This is a genomic window from Candidatus Poriferisodalis sp., from assembly GCF_965215815.1.
Classification (GTDB): Bacteria; Actinomycetota; Acidimicrobiia; order Acidimicrobiales; family Poriferisodalaceae; genus Poriferisodalis.
In genome coordinates, this window is record NZ_CBDCEO010000001.1 from 1 (window position 1) to 23,989 (window position 23,989).

Genomic DNA, 23,989 nt, shown 5'->3' on the forward strand with positions numbered 1-23,989 from the left:
TCGGTGACCCAGAGGAAGTCACCGGTCGGCCCGATCCCAACGCGCCCGCCACGAGCCTGTACCGCTACAACGTGACGGTCGCTGACCTTGCAAAGGGCGATGTGATCGAGGTGGCCCGGAACACGTTCCTGGACACCGGCAATCGTGGGCAACAGGCTGACGAGGCTCACGATCGGCGACGCGGAGAAGCTTGAGATCGACAGCGTCTCGATCGGGACGCCTTCACCGGTGCCCGGCACCGCGGCGACAGTCAACATCGTCGATGGCGAAGATGATGCTCGCATGAGTGTCACTGCGAAGCAGACCGGCGCGGCGAAGGGCGCTTCTGGCAACGGCTGGAAGATCTACGGATACGCAGATCCAGACGCTTCGACAGCTCCGCTGCCGGCCAGCGCCAACATCTCCGTTGAAGTCGACATGAGGCACCGCATCATTGCGTACACGGTCAACAAGATCGGACAGGGCGCCGAACTCGCCGACGCTGTTCGAGCTTGCACGGGCCCTGGTCAGCAACGATCAGTTCGCTGCGAACTTCACCGTGTCGTTCATCGACCCGGCTGACCAGGACAAGTCCGATGCGGTCGGCGTGATCGACGCCGGCGGCTTGGTGCTTATCGGCGGTCAAAGCCGTGTCGCTGTGCGGGTTCAGTTCAACGACGTCGCTGCGACAGTGCCTAGCGCTGAAGATGCAACCGAGGTCTCGTTGTCAGAGTCAATCGCCGGCGGTGCGGCTGTCGACGGCTCCTACACCGTCGTCGAGCTGTTCGCAGCACCCGATGACGAGGCGAACTTCACCTACACGACGTGCACCGCAGCCAGCTGCTCGCTGCTCAACCTGCCTCAGCGTGGCGGCACTCGTACCGTCGCCGCTGGTGTGGCCACCAACGTCTACGACGATGGTGACGCCGACAATGGCGATGCTGCTGCAGACTCGATGAGCGAGCCGATCATCTTGCGGAGCCTGCGGCCAGACAGCAAGCTGAAGCCGTTCGCCGACTCCGAGCGACGGCTAGGGAACGTCATTCGGCATACGGCCTCACCGGCCTGACGGCCGGTAAGTCCAAAGAAGAGCCCCGGGGCATCTGCCCCGGGGCTCTTCGCGTTCGCTGGCATGACACAGAACGAAGAGGGCACGTTGCTACTGTCGGCGTTGAGTTCGCTGGGCGATGCCCGAGCGACGACGGAGAATTCACATGAGCGTCTCTTCTGCCTCTGACTCCGCGACGACTACGGCCCGCGCGCCTGCCCGCGCTGCTGCATTCCGCCGCCGGATTTGGACCGGTCTCTTGGCGGTGGCCCTAGCCGCGGGCGTCCTGTCGCTCGGTTCCAGTCCTGTGCAAGCCGCCGCTGCCGACGTTGAGACTGACCGGCTCAGGGGCGCCACCCGCTATGAGACTGCGGTGGCAATTGCCGAGGCATACGTCGACCTGATCGAGGAAAACACCTTCGACGACGAGGTTGACACAGCCATCCTGACGTCGGGCGAAGACGACCACTTCGCCTATGTACTTCTGGCCTCAGGGCTAGCGCGACAGCACACATCGCCCGTGCTGTTGACCGAATCCGATGATCTGCCCAACGCTGTTCGTCGCTTCATCGAGAACTCCGACATCCGCGACGTCATCATCATTGGCAACAGTGATGTTGTCTCTGAAGAAGTCGAACGTGAAGTTGACGGACTGGCAGGCGTCGATGTGGATCGCATTGCCGGCGATGACGAGTACGACACGTCGGTGGAAGTTGCTGACGAGATCGGCACACCCGGGGAGTTCGGCCGTTCGGGCCGCACCGTGCTGTTGGCCACCGGTGAGATCTTTGCCGATGCGCTCGCTGCGGGGCCATTGGCGTATCGAGGCGGGCATCCGATTCTGCTGACTCAGCGGGACTCGATTTCCGACGACGCGCTTGACTACATCGAGGACAGCGGCACCGACCAAGTGATCATCCTGGGTGGCACGGCAGCGGTAGGGATCGATGTGGAGCTTGACGTCGAAGACCTCGGCGTCGGGGTCATCCGCTGGCGCGGCCCCACCCGTATCGAGACCGCCATTGAAATCGCTGAGGCCTTGCTGGGTGACAACTCGCCACAGTCGTGCTTCGACGGGGCCGAAGCGGGCCTCGCGTACGCCTGGCGCCATCCCGACGCCATCGTCAGCGGTCCCTACTTGGGCGAGCTGTGCGCGCCGCTGCTGCTGACCGAGCTGCGTGTACTGCCCGACGAAGTGAGCGACATGCTGGGGTCGGACGATTACTTCAGCGGCGACTTCCGCGGCAGGCTGCGCATTACGGCCTTCGGCGGCACAGCGGCTGTCTCTGAGACGGTCTTGCGGGCAGCGGCCAATGCGGCTGAGCTCGCGTCCCTGAACGCACGCGTGACAGCCACCGAAGGCGCCTGCCACTTCACCGTGACCTTCAGCGAGCCCGTGCTTACCGAAGACGCATTGGATGTACGGAATTACCTCATCGACGGCGACCTGTTCGATATCGGTGAGGGCGATGTTCAGGTCGGCGCCGGTCGGACCACAACGCAGGCGACAGTCGTGCTGGATGGCGGGAGAGTCGAGTCGGGTGCAGCAGTAGCGACAGGCTGCCGACTTCCGCTGGGTGCCCGGGACACCGTGGGTGTTGCGCCCAACCGGATCACCTCAGCCGCCGATCGGCGCACCGTGCGGCGAGTCGAGACACAGGTGCGTACGGACAATTCCCGTCCGCGGCTGACAATCGTTGCGCCTCAGGGTGCGGTCACCGTTCAGATCGAGGCTGACGAACCGGTAGTGGGCGCGGCTGGCGCATCAACGATTGCGGTGGAGTTCCGTCGCAGCGGGGAGGAGCCGATCTCCATCGCCGCCGACGTGCCGCCTGGTGCAACACGCTTCGAAGTGGAGGTACCCGGCGAGAGTTCGATACTGACGGAGACTCCCCGACAACGGGCTTGCTGGCACGAGATCAAGTTGTCGTGAATGCAGGCGAATTGGAGGACTTGGCTGGCAACGAGAACCTCCGGACTTCCCGGTCGGTGGTATTGGACAACACCGGTCCTCGAGCCAGCCGAGTCACGGTCACCAACCCGGTGCCAGTCGAGAATGCATATGTGAGTCTCGACGGTGAGGACAGCAACCGCGACCGGCAGCCTGGAGCGTTGCGGATCACCGCCAAGGATGGAACCGTCGCGGACGGCGCAGCTGGCAACGAATGGGCGGTCGAGGTTGAGGTGCTCCGACGACGACCGACCACCTGGCGTACTTCACAGTACGCGGATCGTGGAAATGTCGCAAGCTCGCCAGTCCATGTCCATCACGACGTTTGAGGAAGCCACCCTTGCTGACGTCGAGGATGACCTGAACGATGATTCAGCGTTCTCGGCGCTCTTCGAAGCTGAGGTCATTGCTGGCCGAGTGAACTTGGCACCGCTGGGAAGCGGTGGCCCGCTGCGCTTCGGCGGGGGATCTAGCACGGTGGACGTCACGGTGTACTGGAGCGAGCCCGTCAAGGACTGCGGCTCGGGGATTGATGCAGTAGATCCGCAAGGTGTAGAGATCGACGTGGATCGTGACGGCAACACCGAGTTTGCGCTCGACGGTTACATCTTCGACCGCACGCGTGACATCACGTTCGTGGGCGACAACTCGCAGCAGACTTCGATCGTGGCTGGATCAGCGACATGCGACACCATCACTCGTGGTGCTCGCTCTGGCACGTTGGTGGCTCGATTGAAGTCGAACGACATCGACGACCTGCCCAGCACCCGCTCCAACGCCTACATACGCCCCGGCGCTGCTCATGACTTCAGCGGCAACACCAACCGACTCCAACCAGCCATAGTCCTCCGCTCGGCTTGATCTCGGCACCGGCGCTCCGCAACTGCTAGCGAACGTTCGGTAGCTGGCCGTGGCAGGCGCTGCGCACGTCGTACGCCGTTGGCTGGTCACGGTGGTGGTCGCGGCGACTGCTGGCGCGGGTTTATTGGTTCCTGCGGCGCCTGTTGGCGCGGCAGATGCCGAGGTGGTGCTGCCCCCTGAGGCCCGCGCGGACTGTGCTCGGGATGTGCCGATCGTGGTTGCGTCGGATGCTGCGGCGCAGTCGGACATCTACAGCGCAGTGACGTTGGCAGGTGTGATCGGCTCCGATTGCATCGTGCTCGCGGGGGCGCGTGATGAGCCGATGTCTTCTGTTCAGCGCGAACGGCTTCGCGCGGCGGCTGCCGGTGGGTTTGTGGTGGGCGGCTTCGGTGCGGTGCCCGATGCAAAGCTGGCTGGGCGGGACATGACCCGTCTCGCCGGGATCGACCGCTGGCACACCGCCCGATTGGTGGGCGCTGAAGCGCTTGTGCTGGCCGGCGGTGCTGGCGGCGATGTGACTGCGTCGGTTGGTGCGGAAGACCCCGACACGGACTGCACCGGTGATGTGCCGATCGTGGTTGCCTCGGATGCTGCGGCTCAGTCGGACATTTACAGCTCGGTGACGTTGGCAGGTGTGATCGGTACCGATTGCATCGTGCTGGCGGGCGCGCGTGGTGGGCGGATGACGGCGACCCAGCGCGTACGGCTTCGCGCGGCGGCTGCCGGTGGGTTTGTGGTGGGCGGCTTCGGTGCGGTACCCGACGCGAAGCTGGCTGGGCGGGATATGACCCGTCTCGCCGGGATCGACCGCTGGCACACCGCCCGTCTGGTCGGCGACGAGGCCCGCCGACTCGCCGTTACGTCCGACGAAGACGTTGAGCCGGATTCCGACTCGGATGCCGAGCCTGGCTCCGAGCCCGACCCGTCGGAGATCGTCGAGGCCGAGCAGGTGACGGCCGACTTGGTGAACGAGCTGCGACGAGGCCTCGGGCTAGACCCGCTGACCTACAACGACGATCTTGCCGAAGTCGCTCGCACGTGGTCCGAAACCATGCGCGACGACGACATCTTCACCGTCGACCCGACGTACAGCGAGCGGTACCCGGCCGGATGGCAGTCAGCAGCCGAGAGCGTCGCGATGCGCAGTTCCAACGCCCAGCTGCTCGGCACAGTCCAACTTGTGTACTTCGACCTGATCGCGAACCCGAAGCAACTCGCGAACATGACCAGCACCGACTTCAACGAGGTGGGTGTCGGGATTGCGGTCGAGGGTCGAACCGTGTGGGTAACTCAGAACTTCGCCCACTACCCAGGTGCCAACGCTGGACCCAATCTGGCCGAGCTCCGCATTGCCGAGCAGGTGATGGCCGACTTGGTGAACGAGCTGCGACGAGGCCTCGGGCTAGACCCGCTGACCTACAACGACGACGTCGCCGAAGTGGCGCGCAGCTGGTCCGAAACCATGCGCGATGACGACATCTTCTTCCACAACCCGAGCTACAGCGACCTATACCCGGCCGGTTGGCGCGCGGCCGGCGAGAACATCGCATGGCGGCAATCCGGTGGCTCGCTGCTCGACTATGTCCATGCAGCGTTCAACAGCCTCGTGGACAGTCCGGGCCACTACGCCAACATGATCAGCGCCAGCTTCAACCAGATCGGCGTCGGCGTCGCCGTCAAGGGCCGGGGATTCTGGGTAACTCAGAACTTCGCGAACTACCCGTCCTGATTCCGGCGGTTCGATCCTTTCGACCGGCATCTCGCGCATCCAAGCTGGTGCGGATCTACGCAGCGAGCAGCCATTTTGGTGAACGACAGCTCGGCCGGTTGGGCCGACGCGATTGCCGTCGACTCGTCGGCGTACGCACTCGGACTGGCGGGGTTCGCGGGTGAGCCGAGCATGCGTATCACGGCACTTATCGTTGCTGGCACGGCCGCGTGCGACCCCTCCCGAGGTGTGGCCTCGGGCACATTGGTGGCGCGGCTGTGAACTGGGAGGGCCGATGAGCTGCCGACGCTTGGCGATAGCTGTTGTCGCACTTGCTGTTGGCGCGGGGGCGCTGTCGATTGGCAGCGGACCAGCGCAGGCCGTGGCTGCTGATGTTCAGACGGACCGCCTTCGGGGTGCCACCCGGTATGAGACTGCGGTGGCGATCGCCGAGGCGTTCGTGGATGAGATCGAGGACGGCTCGTTCAGTGGCGAGGTTGACACGGTCATTCTCACCTCGGGTGCCGACGAGCACTTCGGCTACGTGCTGCCCGCGCCGGCGCTTTCACGCCGACGCCAGGCTCCGGTGTTGTTGACCGAGCCCGAAGAGCTGCCGGGCGCTGTGCGGAAGTTCGTCGAGAGCCACGGCATAGCCGAGGTCATCATCCTGGGCGGCGGCGACGTGGTGTCTGCCGGTGTCGAGCGCGAGGTTGATGACCTGGCCGGGGTCAGTGTCGAGCGGATCGCTGGCAGAGATGTGTACGCCACCGCGGTGGAGGTAGCCAAGACGGTCGGCCCGTCGATCCGTTACCCGGGCAGGTTCAGTCGCACTGTGCTGCTGGCTACGGGTGAGACGTTTGCCGATGCGCTCGCTGCGGGGCCGTTGGCGTACGTGGGCCCGCACCCGGTGCTGTTGACGCGCGGTTCGGCGATGTCTCAGGAGGTGGTGGATTTCCTTGAGGACGGCAACACCGAACACGTCGTGATTCTCGGTGGTCTTGCTGCGGTGAGCCTTGACGTGCAGCTTGAGATCGAGGATCTGGATATTGCGGTGACGCGTTGGCGGGGTGTGACCCGTTTTGAGACGGCGATCGAGATTGCCAAGGCGTTGCTGGCGAGCAATTGGCCCCAGGATTGCTTCGTCGGCGCTGAGGTGGGTTTGGCGTATGCGTGGAGGTCGCCGGATGCGATCGTGAGCGGTCCGTACTTGGGCGAGTTGTGTGCCCCGCTGTTGCTGGTGGGTCGCAATGTGTTGCCCGAAGCGGTCGAGGATGTGTTGAGCGCTGATGGCTTGTTCGTCGGCGACTCCCTTGGTGAGCTGCGCATTACGGCGTTCGGCGGGACTGCGGCCATCTCGGGGAGTGTGCTGCGGGCTGCGGCTAACGCTGCTGAGCTTGCGTCGCTGTCGGCCCGTGTGTCGGCGGTTGAGGGCGGGTGCCATTTCACGGTGACGTTCGACGGGCCGGTGCTGACGGTCGATGCCGAGAATCCTCGGTTTTACGTGATCGACGGTGAGTTGCCGGATCTTGTCAGTGCCGACGTGGACACGAACGGTTTCGGCGAGTGGACCTCCGGGGTGACGGTGACGTTCGATGACGCTTCGACCGCGTCCGGCGCAGCGGTGCCCACGGGGTGCGCAGCGCCGTTGCGTGTGGGGGACACGGTTGGGGTTGCGGCCCAGAGGATCCGTTCGGCGACTGATCGCCGCACGGTGGAGCGGGTGGAGTTCCGGGTACGTGCTGACCGCATTCGGCCCAGGCTGACGATCACCGCAAGGCGAGGCGCGAGCACTGTCGAGATCCGAGCCAGCGAGCCGGTGACCGGCGCTGGGGACGCTGCGACGATGGAGGTGGAGTTCCGCCGCAGCGGGATCGCGCCCGTCGTGGTGGTGGCTGATGTGACGCCTGGCGGGACGCGCATTGTGGTGCCGGTGCCCGCGGAGTTCGACACGGCTGACACGTCTGGGCTGTTGGCACGTGATCAGGTGATTGTTGGCACCGGCGACGTGGAGGACCTAGCCGGCAACGGCAACCAGCGAACCGTCAAGGCGGTGGCGTAGGACAGCTCGGTGGCTACTCGGAGCGCTTGCGATTCCGCGTGACCTACGCCTCGCGGCGACCGCCGCGAGAGCCTCGGCTACCACCCCTGGGGCCATCGACCACCACTGCACGCGACCGCAGACCGCTGGTACGTGCCTGGGTACGTGTTCTGGTGCGAGTTTGGGTATGGGTTTATAGTGTCCGGCAGATGGGTTACACGCGCGAGGTGTACACGAACGCGCCGCTGGTGTTCGTTACCTGTGAGATCCGGTTCCCGTTGGTGCCGCGTCTGACGGACGACGACACGTTGAACCGCTTGGTCGAGCAGTTCTCGGATTCATTGCCCATTCCCGCCACGGCCACGATGGAGTGGGCAGACGACGACACCGACGATGGCGACGAGACCCAGCGCTTGTTGCGATTCTCGAACCGCGAACGCACCTCCTCGGTCGTGCTCACCCGGACGTCTCTGTCCATCGAGACCACCTCGTACAGCGAGTGGCCAGAGTTTCGGTCCTTGATCATGCAGGCAATCGGCGTGGTTGCCAGCATTGTGCGAGTGGCAGGTGTCGAACGCGTCGGCCTCCGCTACATCGATGAGATCCGCGTCCCTGAGCCCATCACCGATGCGGCCGAGTGGAGCGACTGGATTGCAGCCGACATCCTCAGCCATTTGAAGATGGTGCCTGACATGTCACCAGCGAGTTTCACTACCGCGGCCGTACTCCACAATGGCAACCACCACATGCTGGTTCGGTATGCGGCGATGGTCGGTTCGGGAGTCGTTGCGGACAAGCCGCTGCGCCGGCGAACGCAGCCGTCCGAGGGACCGTTCTTCGTTATTGACGTCGACTCGTATCGCGACACCAGCGGCTCCGAAATGATCGACTTCGACACCGAACCTGTCGCTACGGTGCTCGACGAGCTGCACGAGCCGATAGGGAAACTGTTTCAGCGCTCGATCACTGATCATGCGCGGGAATTGTTTAGGGAGGAGCCATGACGCTCATCACCGATCAGACCTCAGCGAAGTCTCGACAGCTCGGCGCAGGCTTCATGCCTGAGTTCGGCACGGCGTCGACATCGGCGGCGATCGCCGATCTAAATGAGTCCTACACGGCATGTACGGGCTGGGCGCTTGTGGCATCACATCGGCCCTACAGCTTTCGTGAGACGCCCGTGCGGCACACGCCACAGTTGTCCACTTTGGGCCGCCTAACGAACAAGAAGGCCCAACAAGGGAGCGAGGCTCTTCTTGAAGAGTTGGCGGTCGATCGTGGCCTCGGCTGGACGGACATTGCCCGGCTGTGCGGAGTTTCGATCTCTGCGGTTCGCAAGTGGCGATCTGGCGGTGCGCTTGCACCTGAACGCCTGAGGTCCTTGAGCAAGCTCGCCGCTTTTCTCGAGCTTCTTTCCGAAGTCGGACCCGTCGGCGATCCCGTCGGCTGGCTGATGATGCCTCTCGTCGAACAACACACGGTCACCGCCGCGGACCTCTATCGCGAGGGACTTGACGAAGACATCCTCGAGCACGCGCAGGACCCTCTGAGTGTCGAAGCGCTTCTGGACCGCTGGAATTCCAGCTGGCGAACCGAGACACGCTCGGATTGGATGGTCGTTGATCGTCCAGATGGCGAGCGAGTGATCGCCCGACGAAGCTGACGGAGACCCGTTGAGCGAACTCGACGAGCCCGAGGATCCGTCTGACATCTGGTATGCCTGCCCTCCCGATGAGGTGCCGGCATACCGGATGCTCATGCAGGGCGACGTCGTCGTGCTCGACTCGGGCCCAGTGTGCGTGGTGTCTCACGCATGTTCGATGCGACGAGGAGTAGGGCTGCATCCAACTCAAATCGTTGCGCCCGTACTTGAACGTACCAACACACTCTGGCGTGGCGACTACGACTGGATGCCGCTGCCGGAGTTGGCGATGGCCGAAGTTCGCGCCGTCGCGGCGAGTCTTCGAGAGCTGAGCAGTGTGGCTACCGCTGACCTGGAGACGGGTCGCCGTGTGGCGTCGATGTCCGAGGTCGGAATACAGCTGCTGCAGCAGAGAATGGCACACCACCTGACGCGGGTGTCGATCGAACTGACGACCCTCGCGGAACATTCAGCACCCGTTCTGATGGAAGTGAATCTGCACGAGGAATGGGTCGAAGCCTTGGGCGAGGACAGCGAGCCAGACTTTCATGCCTTCCTTGATGCGGACGACCGTCGGCTGAGGAAGTTGATGTTGGAGCCTCAGACCCGGTTCAACGCCCAGTCCGTGGTTCGCCAGGAGATCAAGCGGCGTCGTCGTGCTCCTCGGCGTGAACGTCTCGCGGGTGAGGACGCCACGGCTCGCGACGGTGGGTGATCTGTCACCGGCTGCTGCAAGACCGCGGACTGCTGGCCGGTGTGGTTGGTGCTGTCGCCGAATGGAACGAGGTTGAGGACAGTATTGACCCGATGTTGACGTTGGTGTCTGTGCCCGCTGAATTCGACACGGCCAACACCACTGGGCTGTCGGCGCGTGACCAGGTGATTGTCGGCACCGGCGACGTGGAGGACCTAGCCGGCAACGGCAACCAACGAACCGCTAAGGCGGTGGTGCAGGACAGCACTCCGCCCAGGCACGCTGGTGGCCCACCTGCAGTCCTCTGGTATCGACGGGCTGCCAATGACCCGCTCGACAGCCTTGGCACGGGCCGGAGCCACACACGACCTCAGCGGCAATCGCAGTGCTTTCAGAGCCGGCCTCGCGCTGCCTCGCACCTGGCTTGGGGGAGCGAGCCAGACCGTTTCACTGAGCGTCGCTAGCGTGCCACGAGTGAGGCGGCCGGGGATTGTCGTGCTGGCTGTGCTGGTCGCGCTGGGCGGTGTGGTCATGCTGCCTGCCACCGCAGCGGATGCGGCTGAGGGCGACCCGTCGGATGTGACGGTCGCCCGTTATGGCGGAGCGGACCGCTACGCGACGTCGTTGCTGATCGCCGAGGCAGTTGCGGTCGAGGCTGGCGGTTCGCTGTCGTCGGTGGTGCTCGTGTCGGGCGAGCGATGGACGGACGCGGTCGTGGCTGCGCCGGTGGCAGGTGCATTGGGCGCTCCGGTGCTGATGACCCCGCCGGGCGGTCTGCGCGCGGACGCCTTGGCGTTCATGCGGCGTGTCGGGGTGAGCGATGCGGTGGTGATCGGTCCTGACGCCAGCGGCGGTGCCCATGGGCCCGGGCGCGGGGTGAGCGCCGCAGTGATCGACGCGCTGGCTGATGCGGGCATTGGCGCTGAGCGGATCGCCGGATCGGATCGCTACAGCACGAGCGTCGCCGCGGCCAACGAGGTCACGCCTGGTGTGATGCCCGGTCTTGGCCGCACAGCGATCGTCGCCAGCGGCGAAGTGTTCGCTGATGCGCTGGTGGCAGGTCCGTTCGCTTCCCGCGGCACCCATCCGGTGCTGCTGTCCTCGCCCGACGAACTGCACCCTGATGTGGCCGATTACCTGAGCGCCGCGGGCGTCGAGCATGTCGTGGTCATGGGCGGCACAGCGGCGCTGAGCGCAGCCGTGGCGTCAGCGATCACAGACCTCGGGGTGTCGGTGACACGCCTGGCTGGGGCGACCCGCTATGACACCGCGGTCAAAGCCGCCGAACTCGTGAACGACCGATACAGCGCTGATGCCGGTGAGACCTGTTTTGGCACCGGCACGATCGGGGTGGCTCGTGCGCGGGTGCCGTTCGACTCGTTCAGCGCCGCACCGCTGCTCGCAAGGCTTTGCGCGCCGCTGGTGCTTGTCGACCCCGCAGAGGTCCCTGCCGATACCGAGGCCTTTCTCGATACCGCACGCGAATCGAACGACGGTGTGGGTCTGCGGATCTTCGGCGGCGACGCCGCCGTGTCCCAGTCAGCGCTCGACGCGTACTTGGCTGCGGGGATCTCGGTCGCCGACCACGACGACTGCCGCCCGCCAAGCCTCAGCAATGTTGCGACAACAGTGGGCTTCCCGCTGCCAGACACCGTTGACCCGTCGTCGGGCGAGGTGAAGATCACCGTGCTGTTCATGGACTTTCCCGATGCGCAAGCCGGACACACGACACACGCCGAGATCGAGATAGGCCTGCCGGTCATGGAGGAATACCTGGAGGCTCAGAGCTACGGAAAGCTTGACCTAGACGTCGATGTCGTGCACCGGTGGTGGCGCGCCCCACACCCGTCCAGCAACTACCTCGATGATGACGCTGCCGGCGCTACGGGTCTGTGGCCGTCGGCGGGAGAAGAGTCGGTACGGCTGGCCGACAACGAGTACGACTTCTCCGACACTGACGTCGTGCTGACGGTGTTCCCCAGCGACCATTTCGGGCGCGGCTTGGCCCTCGGTTCGGCATTCGCCGACGGAACCGCCCTGTCGGGCTTCAGGATCAATACACACCCCGGCACCAGCGACGGAGTGCCGTGGAACTGGGGCCTGACCGCCGCGCACGAACTTGCCCACAACTTCGGGCTCGTCGACCTGTACCCATACGACCCGAGCGTGCACGCCGCCGGGGAGCCGCCCGAGGGCACCGCCTGGGTGTACCTGGAGTTCGGCCTGATGGGTCTCAAGGCCCGCTATTCCGACGCTGACCACTCGCTCTGGTTCGTTGCGCCCGTGGAGATGCTGGCATGGACGCGTTGGCAGCTCGGTTGGCTTGACCCGGCACAGGTCGCATGCGGGGTCCGCTTGGGCGCATCGGTGGCTCTGGGGCCAGTTGCCGAGCCCGGCACCGGGATCGCCGCGGTCATCGTGCCGTTGAACGAGCACGAGATGATCGTGGTCGAGAGTCGCCGGCGGCTCGGCTACGACACCGCCGCGCCTGACACCCACCAGAGCGGCGCGATGCCCCGCCACGGCCTGCTCGAAGAGGGTGTCCTGGTGTACACCGTGGATTCCCGAATCGACAACGGTCAGCTTCCGGTCACGGTCGCGGGGTCCGCCGGCGACAGCCGAACCGACGGTTTCCCCGTCCTCACCCCCAACGAGTCAGTCACCGTGCGCGGCTACACCGTCACCGTCACCGCAGACAACGACGACACCCACACCGTCACCATCACCCGCACCGGCTGAACGGACCCCAGGTCGGCCCCAGTCGTCGCGGGCGGCAAGCGTGCCGAAGTACGTCGAGGAGGCTTGGATCGGCCAGAACGGCAGGCGGGTTCCTGCCTCGATGCGGGACACGATCGACGCCATGCAAGCCAGCCAGGACGTGCGCGAGATGCAGATGCTGCTGGCCGATCTCGGCGCCACCGAAGAGGCGCGGCGCATGGCTCAGATCCAGCGCACCCTCGACCTGATGGTCCGCTCCGAGGGGCGTAGTTGAGTCGATGCTGTTTGTCACGCCTGCAACTAGATAGCGCTGACATCGCGAGCCGTTGAGGCCCGGTTGACCGGACAGACTTGGCCGCGCAGTTTCGGCCATGCCCCGGCCCGTTCGGCCAAGAGCACCCCAGGTAGTGGAGAACGCTCAAATTGAGTTCCTACGGTGCACAATTAATGCCCAATTCGGCCGTATAGTACGTAGTTGGCCTCAATTTTGCGAGAATCTAGCCAAAAGGTGTGTTGTGCTTCTAGAACTCGAAGTGTCCAACCATCGGTCCATCTTCGAACCTGTCGAATTCTCGATGATCGCGATCGACGAGAACCGTTCCGCAGCGCGTCAGTTCGAGCGGTTTTCCAAGCAAGTGCTCGCGGTTGCTGGCATCTACGGTCCGAACGCGTCTGGTAAGTCGAATGTGCTCGAGGCCATCGCTTGGCTCTCGAGTGCTGTTCGCACATCCTTGAGGGCGTGGGACGACGGGATTCCTCGTGACCCACACTGTTTCGGATTCGGACCAGAACGGCCGACCACGTTCGAACTGAGCCTTATGGCCCATGAAGTCCGCTACGAATTCCGGCTCGAAGTGGACGACCAGCGCGTGGTCTATGAGAGCCTTCACAGCTTTCCGCTGCGCCAACGGCGAAAACTCTTCGAGCGTGAAGGAGACGACATTCGTTTCCGGCGCGGATTCGAGGGCACCGGTGGCATTCAGGATCTTCTCACTCCGACCACGCTCGCGCTGTCGGCAGCAACGCGGCTGGGCTCTGCCGACGCGTACGCCGTAGGCCGTTCCATCGGATCGATACGACTGCTCGGGGCGCACCCCAGCGTGCGCCGTCGCGCTCCAGTGCCGTGGCACTACCCGTTCACAGAGTCGTCTTTGCGTCTCTTCCAGGATGAGTACGAGTATCCGCGGCTGCCCGGGCTTGCCTGGGAAGGCGACCGGCCTCGACCGATGGAGATGCTTCGGATCGCAGACCCCGGAATTGATTCGGTCGAGTTCGATCGCGGTGATGATGATGAGGAATCTCGGAGGACTAAGTCTCGCATCCGCTTTGTGCACCGGGCGGAAACGAGCCCCGCTGTGTCCGACCCAGAGTCGGGGCCGACTGGAAAGCAAGTCTCCGGCCACGACCAAGCGACGCTTGAGTTCGAGCAAGAGTCCGCAGGTACCCAAACATGGTTTCGTCTGATCGGTCCCGTATTGGCTGCGCTGAACGAGGGCCGCGTAGTGCTCTACGACGAGATCGACGCGAGCTTGCATCCACGGCTGTCGGCGCAACTCGTCAGAATGTTCCAGGACCCTCGAACCAACCCTCACGGAGCACAGCTGATATTCACGACACACGACGTCTCACTCCTCAACAGCTTGAACCGCGACGAGGTTTGGCTCGTCGACAAGAGACGTGACGGAAGTACTGAGCTTTTCGCTCTCGCCGAATTCGGAGGCGATCGGGTCCGAAAGTCGCGAAATCTCGAAAGGGCTTACTTGCAAGGCAGATTCGGTGCCGTTCCGAATGTTGACCAACGCAAGATCTACCGTGCGCTTGGCGTGAACCGAGAGCGCTCCTTCGAGCAGGTTTGATGTCGGGGCGATCGTCGGCAGCTCGCCGGAAACATCAGCGCCGGAGAGGTACTCGAACCGAGAAGCGCACGTTCTTGATCTATTGCGAAGGGTTACAAACCGAAGTCGACTATCTGGAGGCACTTCAGGAGGTGCCAGAGATTCTGGATGGTGCCTCGGTAGAAATCCGCATTGACTACGGGACGGCAGGGTCGGTGCCGATGACACTCGTCAAGGCTGCTGTCAACGGCCCCGGTGTCGAAGATGAGGATGATGAAATTGACGAGGTCTGGTGCGTCTTCGACGTCGAATGGCCCAAGAACCACCCCAAGCTCAACGCGTCACTCCAATTGGCACACTCGCACGGAATCCGGACAGCTGTCTCAAACCCGTGCTTTGAGTACTGGTTGATACTGCACTTCAAGCAACCCTTGGATTGGCTGACATCCAAAGATGCCGAAAACGTGCGCCAGCAACTCGATCAGAGCAAGGGAAAAGAAGTCGACGGAACGATTTACATGCACCGGCGAGCGAAGGCGGTGCGGCAGGCGGGCTACGTGAAGCGTTGGCACAAGAGAGCCAGGCACGTATTTCCCATGGATAATCCGTCTTCTGACATGTATGTCCTACTGGAGGCAATCGAGGGTTGACAGTGCTGTCCGGCGATGATCGCCCTGCACCGATTCGGGCGAACCATCGACCAAACCCTTCTGGTGGCTCGCCCGCCCGATCAGTACAGCAAGACTGAGAAGAGTCCCGGGGTGCCCACCCCCGGGGCTCTTCGCGTCTGCGCCCACAACGCGCCCGTGCCGCTGGCTACTCTCAGCGGCTCTGAGTTTCCGAGTCAGGGGCTGCGATGACCGAGACCGACGGACGCCTGATGTGCCCGATGATGCGCCGCCGGCGATTCTGTTCCGTCTCAGCTATCGAGCGGACGAGGACAACCGAAGCGGGTACCGACCGGGAGATGACAGGGACCGCATCGTCGCCTCGATGCGCGGCTGGTGGGAGCTCGACCCCGACGAGGTCAAGAGCCTCAACATCAAGTACGCCGTCGCAATTCACCGTGGCGAGACACGGGCCGTCGCCGAGATCGACAGCTGGAAGTGGCAGGACGCACCAGGCAGCGACCACAACACCTTCGAGGCGGACGAGGGCGGCTACCCCTACGAGGACGATCGCTGGCGGGGCCGGGACGACGTGCGCTGGTGCTTCTCTCCGCGTATGGGGAAGGCGTCACGAGCGGCAAGCGTGCCGAAGTACGTCGAGGAGGCTTGGATCGGCCAGAACGGCAGGCGGGTTCCTGCCTCGATGCGGGACACGATCGTCGCCTTTTGGCCGACATCGCCGATCGACAGTGCCCGTGTCCTCGTCGGCAAGGCGCTGGAACTGCTCGGCCACGGGATGCTGCCTCGCATGGGGGGGGGGGGGTCTTCGAGCTGCGCTATGGCGACGACTGGCACTACGAGCTGCGCCAGGAGCACGGGATCTTCAGGTCCGAGGAACGCGTTCCGCTGCACGACCCCTACGTGTACCTCCAGGTGCTCCTGAAGCCGGACGAGTCAGAGATCTTCGACGAGGTCTTCACGGTGACGGCGCAGCCGACGCTCGAGCACCTACGAGATGCCCGCAACCGTTGGGCTCACTTTGACCGCATCGACGTCAACCAAGCCCGTCAAGACATTCAAGTCATGCGGCTGGTGCTGACCGATATCGGCGCCACGGAAGAGGCTCAACGGATGGGCACCATTCAGCGCACTCTGGAATTGCAGGCCCGTTCAACGTCGACCCGCCGACCCCGACCGAAGCGGAGCTCGAAGCGGACCGCGCTGCACCGCTGATCGAAATCTTGGCGTCTTTGACAGGGCCCGGTGGCACGCCCGCTACGACCTTCGACGTGCCTTTGACCGAAGAGAAGCCCCTGAGGCGCAGCGGCGTCACCCACATTTTGATGGCTGAGGAAGGTGTCACCGTGAACGGCGAGGCCGCGGCACTGGCGCCCGACCAGCCCGAGAATGGCCGGCCCGACATAACCGAGCGCTATCGCTACACGGTGCCCGACGGTGCTGGCCTCGCCGACGGTGATGTCATTGAGGTAGCCCGCAACACCTTTTGGGATACGCAGAACCGTGGTAACCGGTTGACCAGGCACAGCGTGCGACCCGCGAAGAAGCTCGAGATCGCCAAAGTGTCGATCGGTGAAGTCTTCGTTCGCGGTTTGCCGAGAGCGGTCATCGTGAGCGCCGGCGACCAGGCCGCGGGGCAAATGGAGATCACGGCCAATTTGTCAGGCGTGGCGAGCGGCACGGCCGGCAACCACTGGGTCATCTACAGCTACGAGGTTCCGAGCCGCGATCTCTCGAAGCCTGCTGCGATCGAGGTGGCGGTCGACACCGTTCATGGGGTCATCTCGTACACGGTCACCAAGGGCGCGCCGACCTTGTTTGACCTTGCGTCAGCGCTGGCCTCCAACGACACCTTCGACGCCAGCTTCTTCGTGAACTTCATAAGTCGCGCTGCGCAGGACAAGAGCGATCCGCTGGGTCCGACCGACGCTGCGGGCATTCAATTCAGCGGCGGCACAAGCGTTGTGGTGGTGAGGGCGGACTTCAACGATGTCGCGCTGACAGTGCCTGATGCGGCCTCTGGCGACGGGGCAATCCAGCTTGCTGGAGCCCTCGCTGGTCGTGAGGCCGCGAACCCGGTCGCGGGCGAGAACGATCTGTATGAGGTGTGGCGGTTCAACGCGGGAGCGTTCGTGACGGACCGGGTCGTGTACTTCACCTACCAGTCGTCGTCGCTGTCGAACCTGCCACAGCTCCGCGAGACCCGCGTCGTACCGGCCGGCGTGGCGACGAACGGCCACGACGACGGCGACAGCGAGTTGACCATCCTGCGAGCGCTGCGCCTCGACGACAGCCTCAAGTGGTTCAACGACCCCACTCCCTAGCGCTGGTGACGTCGGCGGCGGTCGGACTTACGAGTCGCACCGCGACATCAACGCCGCTCGATCACGCTGGCGGTCTCACTTGTTCTGAGGCCGTCATCACGGCTATGGCTGCAGGTAGCGACGAAGCTCCGCCACAGTTCGGGTGAGCCCGTTCCGTTCGAGTCTGTCCAGCTAGTACTCGAGGCCGATTGCCTGAGCCTCTCGGGAGAGATCGTCGAGTATTCCTTGGCGGAACTCGTCGTCACGTTGCTTGTAGCGCAGTAAGTGTTCGAGGAGCACTTTGCGCCTGTTGCCGACGCGCCGATACGGCAGCTTCCGCTCGTCGAGCAGTTTGATCAGGTATGGCCGCGACACGTTCAAGATGTCCGCTGCGCCTTGAGTGGTGAGCTCGGCCGGCACGGGGACCACGGTGACCGCGTGTCCTTCGGCCAGGGCCGTCAGTGCGTCAACTAGCAGCCGGGCCGCGAACGTCGGCAATTCGAGATGGAGTGCAACGAGCTCACCCGGTGCCGACGTGTCGAACGACGACCGCAGCCCGACAAGTTCTGCGAGCGCGGTCTCGGCTCCGACCGCTACGTCCGGGCTCGGGATCTCGTACTCGCGCACGATCGTTGCGCTCGACATCTCACCCCTCCTCGTCAGGTTGGCCTGGGCCACTTGATAACACGTCGCCCTCTGCGACAGATGAACTATAGCCAGTAGTCGAAATATATGTAATAAGTATGTTATGCGCTGTAGAGGCTGTAGAAGAATCAAGTCCGTATACGTACGAGCCTGTAGTTCCCGCGAGCGGCGCTATGCGCATTGAGATCGACACCGACGGCAACGGCGTGGCCGATTTCGCTATGGACGGGTTCGGTTCGTCGTCGAGCGGTGTGCAGTTCGTGGCAGCGCCTGATGGCAACGAGTACATCGTGGCTGGCTCGGCTGCGTGCGATCTGTCGTCTGGCGTTGGCTCGGGCACGCTGGCGGCGGCACGACGTGTCACCAGCGGCCGATCCGGCTGATCAGCTTCGGATGGCCTTGATGAACTGCTGCACCACTGCGACAGCTTCGTTGCGCAGGCGCCGTCAGAAACCGATCACCTCACGGCGAAGGTGATCAGCTTGCTCGCGTCCGCGTTGGGGGTCTCGCCGCACATCGACGTAGAGCCGGAACACGTTGGCGATCCACTTGTCTCGCTGACGGGTCCGAAACGCCAAGGGCGCATCGTTTCGTTCCTGGAGGATCACCAAGTTCGGTCCTGACTCGACTGGCTGCGCTTGGAGCGACTCACATACGGCGTCGGGGTCTGCGGTTGCATTTAGCCAGACTTCGACGACAGGAACGTTTGTGAGCAGCGGCGCTATGCGTGCAACTGCTGCGGTGCCGGTGAGCGCGTACTCGGTGCCAGTCCGTTCGAGGCCGTCGCAGATCTCGTCGACCAGCCGGTCGTTGCTCGTCGACAGCAGGAACGCAGGTCGCCGGAACGGGCGGTCCTGGTGCTCCTCAGCCCACAAGTCCAGCAGTGCGGCGGGATCGGTGAGTTGTCGGGTCTTGGCCGGCCCCGCGCCGTGGGGCGTCACGACCCCTTCGTTCTCGAGTCGGCTCAGCACGCGGTGCGCTAGCGCGGCCGCTACGCCGGCTCGCGTCGCCAATTCCGCTACGTGCCAATGCCGGTCGGTGTCGAGGAGCATCGCTTGCGCCACCAGACTGGACTTTCCGGACAGGCGGCTGCGGGGCTGAGCAGGCCGGGCACGCGGCTCACCGGTGGTCCTCATGATGAGTCCGGGCAGCGTCAAGTGAACATTTCCGAGTCCGTCGACCGACCCGACACCAGCCTCAGCCAAGATCGCTCGCGCTGCGCGGGTCATCTCACGTCCGATGACGACCATCGGCATCGCAAGCTGCTGCGCTCGCCGGGCCAGCTGTTGAGCCGAAGCGCCATTGACGCGAGTCTTGAATTCGATCGCCGCCGATGTTGCCGTTCCGGCGTGCTGGACGACAGCGTCGGCGGCGAGGTCGCGCCCTTGTTCCACAGTGACGGTGAGCTCGGGGATAGCGCGCAAGATGCGAAGAGCTTCAGCCTCAAATTGGTGACCTATCTTCACATCAACAGCATTATTCACAACCATCGTGAATAAGCTATCAAGTGTAAATTAGAGAAATGCCACCGGAGCCGCCGTCGCTGCGCCCGCGGGCCCGCATCGTCGCCGGAGCCGCCGACGACCTGCGAGGCAACCCAGTCCCGAATCAGCAACTCAGCGGTTTCCGCCACCCATAGCGGCTCCGCTGGCGGCGGCAGTTGCCGCTCCCCGTATTTCGTTTCACTGCCGGGCATCGTGTGTGCTGCTATTCGGAGCGGCGGTTCTCTTGGTGCCCCGCCATCAACTTTTGGGAGCCACGATGCGACAGCGTGAGACTGCCCCGAGATCCCGACTATGCAATAACACACAGCATCCGGGAGGACACGCCATGGCAGCCTCGATCTTCGCGGACGCCTGCCTCTACTTGTCTTCCCACCCATCCGCGTGAGCGCCCGAACGCTGACCCGCGAGGCGCGGGTCCACAACCCTGCAGGCGTCGAGTGCCGCTTTCGGCACGCTTTGTCCTCAGAGGGGCTGTCGCTCATCGCTGAGATCAAGCGACGGTCACCTTCGCGTGGAGCGCTGCGCGAGGATGCCGACGCTCGAGCGCTGGCGGTTGAGTACCAGAGAGGCGGTGCATCCTGCCTGTCGGTGCTCACGGACTCGCAACTGTTCGGTGGGTCATCCCAAGACCTGCGCGACGCATGCGACGCGTCCGACCTCCCGGTGCTGCGCAAGGACTTCCTGACCACCCACGAGCACGTGCACGAGACGCATCAGATGGGTGCCGACGCGATGCTGGTCATCGTGGAAGACATGGAGCCAACGAAGCTCCGGTCGCTGCAAGAGCTAGCGCTCACGGTTGGCATTGATGTGCTGACCGAGGTACGCACCGAAGCCGAGCTGGATCTCGCGGTCGAGCAAGGCGCCTACATGATCGCGGTCAACCAACGCGACGACCCGAAGAATTCCCACCCGACCGTCGACTACAACAAGGCTTTGCGCATAGCGGGCATGTTCGATCAGCTCCCACCTGGAATCATCAAGGTCGCCGCATCCGGCATCGGTGTTCCCGACGGCACCCCGCTTGCCGACATAGCAGCGGCGGGCTACGACGCAGCATTGGTCGGGGAAGCGTTGGTCACAGCTTCCGACTCGGCCGGGGCAATACGGAACCTCCTGCGTAGTTGACCCAGGAAGCGGGGCTTCTCGCGTCCCTACGCGCCTAGGAGTGTGTTGAGCAATGCCCGAATGGCCGCCTTCGCAATTGCAAAACCACTGGTCAGAGGCTTGCGGTAGTGGCAGATTCCGAATAAATCAGCAGTCTCCCAGTGCTGTGACCGCAAACGTTTGCGCTGTCGTCGGCGCGTCGGGTGCTGGCGTTCCGCAGTTGTCGCAAGCCGTGTCAGCTGGGCCCGGAGGTGTTTGCACCCGCGCAGCATGATCGGTGGCGCGATGCGACCTGCTGATCCGGCGACGGTGATCGGGCAGGGGCACGCGCCCGTGACGGGTGCGCTGTGTTGCGGTGCGTGGGGGTTGCGCTGTCGTCGGTTGGGGTGTGGTGATGTCGTTCGGGGCTTTCGTATGACACCCCACATTTACAGTCATTGTCATGAAGCGCTCAGACGTTCGCACCGATTCGGCGGCGGGAATGCCGACTGGCTCGATGTCGGCGAGCGACGCGGCCGTGGCCGCTCCACCCGCGCTGTCGTCGCCGGCTGGGCCGGTGTCGCTTCGGGTCGAGTCGGCCGAGGCGGCATCGCTTCGGGTTGAGCCGGTTGGGCCGGTGTCGCTTCGGGTCGAGTCGGCCGAGGCGGCATCGCTTCGGGTTGAGCCGGCTGGGCCGGTGTCGCTTCGGGTTGAGCCGGTCGAGGCGGTGTCGCTTCGGGTTGAGCCGGCCGAGGCGGTGTCGATCGCGGTGCCGCCGGTCGGGCCGGTGTTGCTGGTTGAGGGTGTGTTGTCGGTGCTGTGCGGGGCGCGTGACGTCGTCGCGCGGGCGTCGCGGGTGCCGTTGGGCGATGCCGGCTGCGACACGCTCGCCGATGTCATCGACGTGGCGTCTCGGCTGCGATCAGCCACCGACGCGGTGGTGCTCTCAGCGACTGCTGCGCTCGAGGCCGCCCGTGCGGGGTCGGGCCGTACTGCGCTGGTGGGCCGGGCGCGGCTGAGCAAGCGCAACGCCAAGCGCACCGTCGAGTCCAGCGAGCAGGTCGCCCAGATGCCGAACGTGGCACGCGGCCTCGCGGCGGGCGAGCTGAACGTCGAGCACGCCCAGGTACTTGCCGACGCTGCGCGGCGCACCAGCGCCGACGCGGTCGATTCCGCAGCCGAGCTGCTCGAAGCCGCCGCGCAGGTGTCGCCTGAGACGCTGCGCGACCAAGCCCGCAGGTTCGCGGCCCGTCACGACCCCGACGCTGCGCAGACCGAGCTGGGCCGTCAGCGCCGCGCACGGTGCGCGTCGTTGTTTGTCGACGAGTCGACTGGGATGGGTGTGCTGCACGCCGAGTTCGACCCGGTCAGCTTCACGTTCGTGCGCCAAGCACTCGAGAACTACAACGACGCCCTGTGGCGTCTCGACGGCGGACGCGACGGCACACCGGGCCAGATCCGCGACAACCGCCAACGTCTCGCCGACAGCCTGTTCGAGATGGTCACCGACCGCAACGCCCTAGCCGCCATCGACCACCCCGCCGCACACGACCCCAACGCCGACCGCCGCCCACGAACCGATGACGGCCACGGCGGACGCAGCGACGCCGACCAAGGCCGCGACAGCGATACCGGCCACGACGGACACCGCGACGCCGGCCACGACGGACACCGCGATGCCGGCCACGACGGACGAAGCGACGCCGACCAAGGCCGCGACAGGGATACCGGCCACGACGGACACCGCGATACCGGCCACGACGGACACTGCGATGACGGGCACGGCGGACGAAGCGACGCCGACCAAGGCCGCGGCAGCGATACCGGCCACGATGGGCACTGCGATGCCGGCCATGATGGGCACTGCGATGCCGGCCATGACGGACACTGCGATGCCGAGCACGACGGACGAAGCGATCACGGCCACGGCCGCAACGCACATGCCCACGACCGCACCGAACGCCCTCGCGACGGCGGTGCCGGCGATGCGAGGCTCGGCTCGGGCGGCGATGGCGCCTCCCACGGCCCAGCGGGCCGCTCGATCGACCGGTGGCGGCCCGCCCAAGCACCCAACCAGCTCATCATCATCGCCGAGACCGGCGTCATCGACGGCACCAAACCCGACGGGCTCTGCGAACTCCTCGGCGCCGGACCCGTCCCGCCCGCAATCCTCGACAACCTCTCACCCGACACCCGCATCCGCGGCGCACTGTTCGACACCAACGGAGAAATCCTGTGGCTCGGACGCAGCCGCCGACACGCCAGCGCCGCCCAACACCTCGCCGTCGCGATACGCGACCGCGGCTGCGTGCTGTGCCGCGCACCCATGCACCGCTGCGATGACCACCACATCAACGAATGGGCTGCCGACAACGGCACCACCGACATCCCGAATCTGGCAGCCCTGTGCAACGACTGCCACGCCAAGCTCCACAACAACAACGAACGCCTCGAGCGGCGCACCGCCCCGCGTCGATGGACCACCACACCCCGAACGAACACCACCGGCCAAACCAAAGACACAACAGCGACGGGGCCGCCGTGATCTCACCTGCGGTCTCCGGGCGTGTGTCCCGCCGGGCCAGATTTACGACACAACACCGACAGGGCCACAGCGCCGCCGTGACCGTGATCCCACCCCTCGCGGCCGTCGGCGTACCCGCCAACGCCACCGACGCCAGCCACACGGCGGCACACCCGCTAACGCCACACCCGGCGACAGCGCGAACGTTTGCGGTCACAGCATTAGGAGTGTGCTGAGCAATGCCCGAATGGCCGCTTTCGCAATTGCAAAATCACTGGTCAGAGGCTTGCGGTAGTGGCAGATTCCGAATAAATCAGCAGTCTCCTAGCGGTCACCATCGGCTACTCCGACGGCCATGTGCTGTGGACTGCGGGGACCTCGACGCCTGACGTGGGTCTCGCCGGGACCAAACACGTCGTGTACAACCGCAGCGCCCAGCGCATGTGGCTGATCGAAGCGGACGGGACGCTCTTTGACACCTACCCGGTAAGCGGCCGAGCCACCAGTCCCGCCCCAGATTCCTACAGCGTTTTCTCGAAGTCGCAGTACTCGTCGTCGCCGAAGGCCCCCGTCACCATGCGCCACATGGTGCGTTTCGTGAAGGCCACCACCGGGCTGGCCATCGGGTTCCATTCCATTCCCCGCACCTACGCCGGCCTCCCGATCCAGACCGTCGCCCAGCTCGGCCAGCCACGCTCAGCGGGCTGCGTCCGCCAAGACGACACCAAAGCGCAGCAGCTCTTCGGCTGGGCGCCGATCGGGACGCCCGTGGTTGTGGTTGCCTGACCGCCCGGCTCGCCGCTCTGATCGGTACGCGAACCGAACC

At 64.6% G+C, this 23,989-nt stretch carries 24 protein-coding genes; 22 read left to right on the forward strand and 2 right to left on the reverse strand.

From position 1 onward, the window contains the following. The 18 genes from ACOOHB_RS00005 to ACOOHB_RS00090 all read left to right on the forward strand — a co-directional run. Positions 1-194 (forward strand): hypothetical protein (locus ACOOHB_RS00005; RefSeq protein ID WP_420442779.1); only part of this gene is annotated, 194 nt, incomplete at its 5' end. Further along, a complete protein-coding gene (locus ACOOHB_RS00010) occupies positions 145-561 on the forward strand; it encodes a hypothetical protein (protein WP_420442780.1) in 417 nt (138 codons plus the stop codon). The genes ACOOHB_RS00005 and ACOOHB_RS00010, both read left to right, overlap by 50 nt. After that, positions 539-1,048 (forward strand): hypothetical protein, encoded by a 510-nt coding sequence (locus tag ACOOHB_RS00015; protein WP_420442781.1) that lies wholly within the window; start codon positions 539-541, stop codon positions 1,046-1,048. Before ACOOHB_RS00010 ends, ACOOHB_RS00015 begins: the two co-directional genes overlap by 23 nt. Before the next feature lie 145 nt (positions 1,049-1,193). Further along, the gene (locus ACOOHB_RS00020) at positions 1,194-2,960 is read left to right on the forward strand and encodes a cell wall-binding repeat-containing protein (RefSeq protein WP_420442782.1); all 1,767 of its coding nucleotides are present in this window, start codon (positions 1,194-1,196) and stop codon (positions 2,958-2,960) included. Then, positions 2,957-3,307 carry a hypothetical protein gene (locus ACOOHB_RS00025; RefSeq protein ID WP_420442783.1) on the forward strand — a complete coding sequence of 117 codons (351 nt, stop codon included), beginning with the start codon at positions 2,957-2,959 and terminating at the stop codon, positions 3,305-3,307. The genes ACOOHB_RS00020 and ACOOHB_RS00025 overlap by 4 nt, the downstream gene beginning before the upstream one ends. Continuing rightward, positions 3,288-3,839 carry a hypothetical protein gene (locus tag ACOOHB_RS00030; protein WP_420442784.1) on the forward strand — a complete coding sequence of 184 codons (552 nt, stop codon included), beginning with the start codon at positions 3,288-3,290 and terminating at the stop codon, positions 3,837-3,839. Before ACOOHB_RS00025 ends, ACOOHB_RS00030 begins: the two co-directional genes overlap by 20 nt. 49 nt (positions 3,840-3,888) lie before the next feature. Further along, complete coding sequence (locus tag ACOOHB_RS00035; RefSeq protein ID WP_420442785.1) at positions 3,889-5,568, forward strand: CAP domain-containing protein; 1,680 nt, start codon at positions 3,889-3,891, stop codon at positions 5,566-5,568. 274 nt (positions 5,569-5,842) lie between these two features. Next, on the forward strand, positions 5,843-7,606 hold the full coding sequence (locus ACOOHB_RS00040; protein WP_420442786.1) for a cell wall-binding repeat-containing protein: 1,764 nt from the start codon (positions 5,843-5,845) through the stop codon (positions 7,604-7,606). 188 nt (positions 7,607-7,794) lie between these two features. Then, complete coding sequence (locus ACOOHB_RS00045; protein ID WP_420442787.1) at positions 7,795-8,589, forward strand: TIGR04255 family protein; 795 nt, start codon at positions 7,795-7,797, stop codon at positions 8,587-8,589. Further along, a complete protein-coding gene (locus ACOOHB_RS00050; RefSeq protein ID WP_420442788.1) occupies positions 8,586-9,248 on the forward strand; it encodes a hypothetical protein in 663 nt (220 codons plus the stop codon). Before ACOOHB_RS00045 ends, ACOOHB_RS00050 begins: the two co-directional genes overlap by 4 nt. 10 nt (positions 9,249-9,258) lie before the next feature. Beyond that, positions 9,259-9,942, forward strand: a complete 684-nt coding sequence (locus ACOOHB_RS00055) for a hypothetical protein (RefSeq protein ID WP_420442789.1) — start codon at positions 9,259-9,261, stop codon at positions 9,940-9,942. A 453-nt stretch (positions 9,943-10,395) separates the two neighbouring features. Continuing rightward, complete coding sequence (locus ACOOHB_RS00060) at positions 10,396-12,660, forward strand: cell wall-binding repeat-containing protein (protein ID WP_420442790.1); 2,265 nt, start codon at positions 10,396-10,398, stop codon at positions 12,658-12,660. A 40-nt stretch (positions 12,661-12,700) separates the two neighbouring features. Then, the gene (locus tag ACOOHB_RS00065; RefSeq protein WP_420442791.1) at positions 12,701-12,913 is read left to right on the forward strand and encodes a hypothetical protein; all 213 of its coding nucleotides are present in this window, start codon (positions 12,701-12,703) and stop codon (positions 12,911-12,913) included. A gap of 241 nt (positions 12,914-13,154) precedes the next feature. Beyond that, positions 13,155-14,495 (forward strand): AAA family ATPase, encoded by a 1,341-nt coding sequence (locus tag ACOOHB_RS00070; RefSeq protein WP_420442792.1) that lies wholly within the window; start codon positions 13,155-13,157, stop codon positions 14,493-14,495. A 74-nt stretch (positions 14,496-14,569) separates the two neighbouring features. Continuing rightward, entirely contained in the window at positions 14,570-15,124 is a 555-nt protein-coding gene (locus ACOOHB_RS00075; protein WP_420442793.1) for an RloB family protein, read from the forward strand. Between the two features lie 232 nt (positions 15,125-15,356). After that, complete coding sequence (locus ACOOHB_RS00080; protein ID WP_420442834.1) at positions 15,357-16,025, forward strand: hypothetical protein; 669 nt, start codon at positions 15,357-15,359, stop codon at positions 16,023-16,025. Beyond that, the gene (locus ACOOHB_RS00085; RefSeq protein ID WP_420442833.1) at positions 15,962-16,315 is read left to right on the forward strand and encodes a Swt1 family HEPN domain-containing protein; all 354 of its coding nucleotides are present in this window, start codon (positions 15,962-15,964) and stop codon (positions 16,313-16,315) included. The genes ACOOHB_RS00080 and ACOOHB_RS00085 overlap by 64 nt, the downstream gene beginning before the upstream one ends. 56 nt (positions 16,316-16,371) lie before the next feature. Then, complete coding sequence (locus tag ACOOHB_RS00090) at positions 16,372-17,424, forward strand: hypothetical protein (RefSeq protein ID WP_420442794.1); 1,053 nt, start codon at positions 16,372-16,374, stop codon at positions 17,422-17,424. 171 nt (positions 17,425-17,595) lie between these two features. Here ACOOHB_RS00090 and ACOOHB_RS00095 read toward each other — a convergent pair whose 3' ends face one another. Continuing rightward, positions 17,596-18,048 carry a helix-turn-helix domain-containing protein gene (locus ACOOHB_RS00095; protein ID WP_420442795.1) on the reverse strand — a complete coding sequence of 151 codons (453 nt, stop codon included), beginning with the start codon at positions 18,046-18,048 and terminating at the stop codon, positions 17,596-17,598. A 173-nt stretch (positions 18,049-18,221) separates the two neighbouring features. Here ACOOHB_RS00095 and ACOOHB_RS00100 point away from each other — a divergent pair, with 173 nt between their 5' ends. Further along, positions 18,222-18,431, forward strand: coding sequence for a hypothetical protein (locus ACOOHB_RS00100; RefSeq protein ID WP_420442796.1), 210 nt, complete (start codon positions 18,222-18,224; stop codon positions 18,429-18,431). Between the two features lie 63 nt (positions 18,432-18,494). Here ACOOHB_RS00100 and ACOOHB_RS00105 read toward each other — a convergent pair whose 3' ends face one another. Beyond that, complete coding sequence (locus tag ACOOHB_RS00105; protein ID WP_420442797.1) at positions 18,495-19,538, reverse strand: helix-turn-helix domain-containing protein; 1,044 nt, start codon at positions 19,536-19,538, stop codon at positions 18,495-18,497. Between the two features lie 396 nt (positions 19,539-19,934). On the opposite strand from ACOOHB_RS00105, the gene ACOOHB_RS00110 reads away from it, so the two are divergent. The 3 genes from ACOOHB_RS00110 (at position 19,935) to ACOOHB_RS00120 (ending at position 23,949) form a co-directional block, all read left to right on the forward strand. Continuing rightward, entirely contained in the window at positions 19,935-20,681 is a 747-nt protein-coding gene (locus ACOOHB_RS00110; protein WP_420442798.1) for an indole-3-glycerol phosphate synthase TrpC, read from the forward strand. Positions 20,682-21,102: 421 nt separating this feature from the next. After that, positions 21,103-23,184 carry a DUF222 domain-containing protein gene (locus ACOOHB_RS00115; protein ID WP_420442799.1) on the forward strand — a complete coding sequence of 694 codons (2,082 nt, stop codon included), beginning with the start codon at positions 21,103-21,105 and terminating at the stop codon, positions 23,182-23,184. Positions 23,185-23,520: 336 nt separating this feature from the next. After that, positions 23,521-23,949 carry a L,D-transpeptidase gene (locus tag ACOOHB_RS00120; RefSeq protein WP_420442800.1) on the forward strand — a complete coding sequence of 143 codons (429 nt, stop codon included), beginning with the start codon at positions 23,521-23,523 and terminating at the stop codon, positions 23,947-23,949. Positions 23,950-23,989: the final 40 nt, after the last annotated feature.

Bases quoted from the DNA above. Each gene is read 5' to 3' on its own strand.
- ACOOHB_RS00020 (WP_420442782.1), top strand. From the start codon at position 1,194: ATGAGCGTCTCTTCTGCCTCTGACTCCGCGACGACTACGGCCCGCGCG.
- ACOOHB_RS00030 (WP_420442784.1), top strand. From the start codon at position 3,288: ATGTCCATCACGACGTTTGAGGAAGCCACCCTTGCTGACGTCGAGGAT.
- ACOOHB_RS00040 (WP_420442786.1), top strand. From the start codon at position 5,843: ATGAGCTGCCGACGCTTGGCGATAGCTGTTGTCGCACTTGCTGTTGGC.
- ACOOHB_RS00045 (WP_420442787.1), top strand. From the start codon at position 7,795: ATGGGTTACACGCGCGAGGTGTACACGAACGCGCCGCTGGTGTTCGTT.
- ACOOHB_RS00050 (WP_420442788.1), top strand. From the start codon at position 8,586: ATGACGCTCATCACCGATCAGACCTCAGCGAAGTCTCGACAGCTCGGC.
- ACOOHB_RS00095 (WP_420442795.1), bottom strand. From the start codon at position 18,048: ATGTCGAGCGCAACGATCGTGCGCGAGTACGAGATCCCGAGCCCGGAC.
- ACOOHB_RS00100 (WP_420442796.1), top strand. From the start codon at position 18,222: ATGCGCATTGAGATCGACACCGACGGCAACGGCGTGGCCGATTTCGCT.
- ACOOHB_RS00105 (WP_420442797.1), bottom strand. From the start codon at position 19,538: ATGGTTGTGAATAATGCTGTTGATGTGAAGATAGGTCACCAATTTGAG.
- ACOOHB_RS00115 (WP_420442799.1), top strand. From the start codon at position 21,103: ATGAAGCGCTCAGACGTTCGCACCGATTCGGCGGCGGGAATGCCGACT.